Raw genomic sequence first — 4372 nt, forward strand, 5'->3', positions numbered from 1 at the left:
CTCGGCCAGACCGTGCATGGACTGCTTGAGGTTTTCCGCCCATTTGATTTTCAACGCGTGCTTCCTTGTTTAGGTCGCAGCCAAGGCTATGGCCGCGAGATGACAATCTGGCTTATGCAGATTAAAGGCCATGGAAGCTGTGACGAAACATCGCGTCACAGCGCTTTCACTGGACAGCCCGATGATTTCCCAGCGATAACCTGTGCCCAGCCCAAGCCCGTCTATCTTGGTTAGGGACCATTTTTCGCTGGGAGCCTTTCGATGAAAAACCCTCTGTGCCTATGCCGCGCACACCAAGCCTTGCTACTGCTGGTGCTGGCGCTGATGTGCGCGTTCAGCCTGCTGCACCCGGGCTTGACCATTGCCGCGCCAGTGGCCAAGCAAAACACCCAGGTCCCCGGTTACTACCGCATGGCCTTAGGCGACTTTGAAGTCACCGCGCTGTATGACGGCTTTAACCTGATCAACAACAAGCTGCTCAAGGGCGCCAGTGCCGAAACCATCCAGAGTTTGCAGGCCCGGCAATTTCTCGACTCAACCAACGGCGTGCAGACGGCGGTCAACGCCTTTTTGATTAACACCGGCGAGCATTTGGTGTTGGTCGACAGCGGCGCCGGCAAATGCCTGACCGACAACCTCGGCAACGTGCAACGCGATATCGAAGCGGCTGGTTATACGCTGGAACAGGTCGACACCTTGCTTCTCACCCATATGCACCCTGACCACGCCTGCGGCGTGCTCGACAGCAAAGGTGAGCGCGCCTTCCCCAACGCCACCTTGATGCTCAATAAAGTCGAAGCCGACTATTGGCTGGACCCGGAGTTGCTGGCCAAAGCTCCGGCCGACAAGCAAGCGCGGCTAAAAATGATCGCCAGCACCGCCGCGCCCTACAAAGCAGCGGGCAAATTGAAGTTGTTTACCGATGGCAGCGAGGTGTTGCCGGGCGTTAAAGATCTAGCTCTGCACGGCCATACGCCGGGGCACAGCGGCTATATGTTCACCTCCAAGGGGCAAAAATTGCTGGTGTGGGGCGATGTGGTGCACAGCCACTCCATCCAGTTCGCCCACCCGCAGGTGGCCATTGATTTCGACAGCGACGCCAAGCAAGCCATTGCCACCCGCAAACACGTCTTTGCCGAAGCGGCGGCGCAGAAATTTCTGGTGGCCGGCGCCCACCTGCCCTTCCCCGGCATTGGCCATGTACGCCTGCGAGGCACCGGTTTTGCTTGGGTGCCGGTGGAGTTCTCGCCGCTGCCCAAACCCTGATTTGCGCGCGTGACTATTAAACGGCGCGCGAGTGCTTTATGCTCGCAACCTGTATAAATAAACAGTAATAGCTTGCTAGAAGGTGAGGTGATGAATGGCCGTCGAAGTGGTGTACCGCAGCAGTCGCGATCCGGAGCGTTTGTTTATGGATAAAGCCGAAGCCGATCGTTACGACAAGATGCTGGAATTGGCCGAATCGCTGGCCGACGTATTGCTCAAAGCCGTGCCGTCGCTTAGCGAGCAGCAGGTAGAAGAGATCGGCATCTACATGGCGAAAAACCGCGATGTGTTTGCCAAGGCGTTCAAAAACCAGCCTGAAGCCTTGAGTGAACTGACCAGCCCGGAAGAAGCGGGCTGATCAGGTTTTTACCATCACGCCTCTAAGTAGCGCTCCACATCCAGCGCCGCCATGCAGCCGGCGCCGGCGGAGGTGATGGCCTGACGGTAGACGTGGTCGGCCACGTCGCCGGCAGCGAATACACCGGGAATACTGGTGGCAGTGGCATTGCCATCGCGGCCGCCGTTAACTACCAGGTAACCATCCTTCAGCGCCAACTGATCTTCGAACAGTGAGGTGTTTGGCGTGTGGCCAATGGCAATAAACACGCCGTCCACCTTCAGTTCTGAACTGCCGCCGTCGTTGTGCTGCAAGCGCACGCCGGTCACGCCTTTGTTGTCACCGAGCACTTCGTTTACCGAGGCATTGAGCTTGAGCTCGATCTTGCCTTCGGCTACTCGCGCATAGAGTTTGTCGATCAAAATTTTCTCAGCGCGGAAGGTCTCGCGGCGGTGCACCAGGGTGACCTTGCTGGCGATATTGGCCAGGTACAACGCCTCTTCCACCGCCGTATTACCACCACCGACCACCGCCACTTCACGGTTGCGATAGAAGAAACCGTCACAGGTGGCGCAAGCAGAAACGCCCTGCCCCATAAAGGCTTCTTCCGACGGCAAGCCGAGATAACGCGCGCTGGCACCGGTGGCGATGATCAAGGCATCGCAGGTGTACGTGGCGCTATCGCCGGTCAGAGTGAAGGGCTTGCCGGCCAGGTCGACGGCATTGATATGGTCAAAGACGATTTCGGTCTCAAAGCGCTCAGCGTGTTTCTGCATACGCTGCATCAGCGCCGGGCCGGTTAGGCCGTGCACATCACCAGGCCAGTTATCCACCTCGGTGGTGGTGGTCAGTTGCCCACCGGCCTGCATGCCGGTAATCAACAACGGCTTGAGATTGGCGCGCGCGGCATAAACCGCAGCCGAATAACCAGCGGGGCCGGAGCCCAGAATAATTACCCGAGCGTGACGAACAGTCATAAACCGCCTCCTGCCGGCCGCAGCCGGAATAAAAAGGGACTGCCCGAGCACTTGGGGAAGGCTTTACAGAGTGGGAGTCCCGCAAACAGTGTCCGCACGGCGGACGGGATTGGCGGCAAGGTTACGCAGACGATACCTACGCAGGAAGTGGTCGATTCTTATGCCGCCGATAGCCACGTGCTATTCGTCAATCAGCGTATTTATCCAATCGCCCAAGAAATCGGTAACAGCACGACGCTTTCGAACGCGTTGGAATGGCGTTAAGGTCAGCCCATCTTTACCAAGGAAACGCCAATGCCCGCCCCTGTCCTCTCCGGCCCGCAATACCTGCGCGAAGGCCTCAAGCTTGTGCTGAGCCCTGGCCTGCGCCTGTTCGTGCTCTTACCGCTGGCCATCAACCTGATCCTGTTTGTTGGCCTGATCAGCTTTGCCGTGCAGGAGTTCAACGGTTGGCTAAACGCCCTGATGCCCAACCCAGAGGGTTGGCTCAGTTTTCTCAGCTACATTCTTTGGCCGCTGTTTTTCGTGCTGCTACTGCTGATGGTGTTTTTCACCTTTACCACCTTGGCCAATATCATCGCCGCGCCGTTCAACGGCTTTCTCTCCGAGAAAGTTGAAGTGGTGCTGCGTGGCGAAGACACCTTTCCGCCTTTTCGCTGGGGTGAATTGGTCGCCATGGTGCCGCGCACCCTCGGCCGCGAGCTGCGCAAACTCGGCTACTTTCTGCCGCGCGCCATTGGCCTGTTTATCCTGTCGTTTATCCCAGGGCTAAACATCATCGCCGCGCCGCTGTGGGTGCTGTTCGGCATCTGGATGATGTGCGTGCAATACATCGACTATCCGGCGGACAACAACAAACTCGGCTGGAACGAAATGCTCGCGTGGCTACGGGAAAAGCGCTGGCAGAGTTTAGGCTTTGGTGGCTCGGTGTATTTGGTGTTGCTAATTCCCGGCTTGAACGTATTGATGATGCCAGCAGCGGTAGCCGGCGCGACGTTGTTTTGGGTAAGGGAGCGAGGCAATAGCGCCTTGAGCAAGGTATAAAAAAGCCAATAAAAAAGGCAGCCCACTCACTGGGCTGCTTTTTAATCGCGACGATACCTGCCGATTAGAATCGGTTGCTGGTACCCGGGCTGTATCCCTCTTGTTTCAACATCTCCTGAAACTTCAACAACTCCTGCTTCGAGTTAACCCGCACTGGCTTTTTACCTGGCACAAAGAAAATCGGTTGGTCAGCCGGGTCAAACCCTGGGCTGAACGGGTTGTTTGCTTCGTCGCCATGCCACACCAACGCACCGCCCGCATAACCCTCGGAAGCCGCTTCCTTGTTCAGGCTTTGCACGATTGCACGGGTGTAGTGGCTGACGTTGCCCATATTCGGATCCGCTGCCCCACCTTTTTTCGGCGCGCTGGTAAACAGCGGCAAATTCTTATCAGCCCAGGTTCCGTAAGCAAACCGAGAACCTACTTTGAACGGTGTCAGGTTGTAGTCCTGCGAGGCCTTTGGCGAGATGCTGAACAGGTCATAATCCGCCGTGATGGGCAACGGATGGTGAGAATCGGCGCCAACCTCCGGTGGGTTGGTCAACACTCGAATGGGCTCACCATTGAGAGTCGATACCGCACCATCTTTGCCAATCGAGAAATGCTGGGTGCCTAAAGGGTATTCAGCCGAATATCGACCGTTACCCAACGACTTCAAGTCTCCCGAATTCAACAACTCTGTAATGCGCTGCGGCGACAGTTTGAGTGGCACTAACTCGGCGCCTTTTTTCACACTCTCAGCAATATA

At 56.9% G+C, this 4372-nt stretch carries 6 protein-coding genes; 4 read left to right on the forward strand and 2 right to left on the reverse strand.

Annotated features, from left to right (window positions below; genetic code table 11):
* From AAAB16_RS06660 to AAAB16_RS06670, 3 genes are all read left to right on the forward strand, one after another.
* On the forward strand, positions 1–234 hold a 234-nt coding region (locus tag AAAB16_RS06660), incomplete at its 5' end, for a hypothetical protein (protein ID WP_340662630.1).
* A 27-nt stretch (positions 235–261) separates the two neighbouring features.
* Entirely contained in the window at positions 262–1266 is a 1005-nt protein-coding gene (locus AAAB16_RS06665; protein WP_340662631.1) for an MBL fold metallo-hydrolase, read from the forward strand.
* A gap of 94 nt (positions 1267–1360) precedes the next feature.
* Positions 1361–1624, forward strand: a complete 264-nt coding sequence (locus AAAB16_RS06670; protein ID WP_340662632.1) for a YebG family protein — start codon at positions 1361–1363, stop codon at positions 1622–1624.
* 14 nt (positions 1625–1638) lie between these two features.
* Here AAAB16_RS06670 and trxB read toward each other — a convergent pair whose 3' ends face one another.
* Positions 1639–2580 carry a thioredoxin-disulfide reductase gene (trxB, locus tag AAAB16_RS06675; RefSeq protein WP_340662633.1) on the reverse strand — a complete coding sequence of 314 codons (942 nt, stop codon included), beginning with the start codon at positions 2578–2580 and terminating at the stop codon, positions 1639–1641.
* A gap of 294 nt (positions 2581–2874) precedes the next feature.
* Here trxB and cysZ point away from each other — a divergent pair, with 294 nt between their 5' ends.
* Positions 2875–3624 (forward strand): sulfate transporter CysZ, encoded by a 750-nt coding sequence (gene cysZ / locus AAAB16_RS06680; protein ID WP_340662634.1) that lies wholly within the window; start codon positions 2875–2877, stop codon positions 3622–3624.
* A gap of 64 nt (positions 3625–3688) precedes the next feature.
* On the opposite strand, the gene AAAB16_RS06685 is transcribed toward cysZ, so the two are convergent.
* A partial coding sequence (locus AAAB16_RS06685) for a toxin protein (protein WP_340662635.1) occupies positions 3689–4372 on the reverse strand: 684 nt, incomplete at its 5' end.

It is taken from the genome of Pseudomonas sp. (assembly GCF_037994325.1).
Classification (GTDB): Bacteria; Pseudomonadota; Gammaproteobacteria; order Pseudomonadales; family Pseudomonadaceae; genus Aquipseudomonas.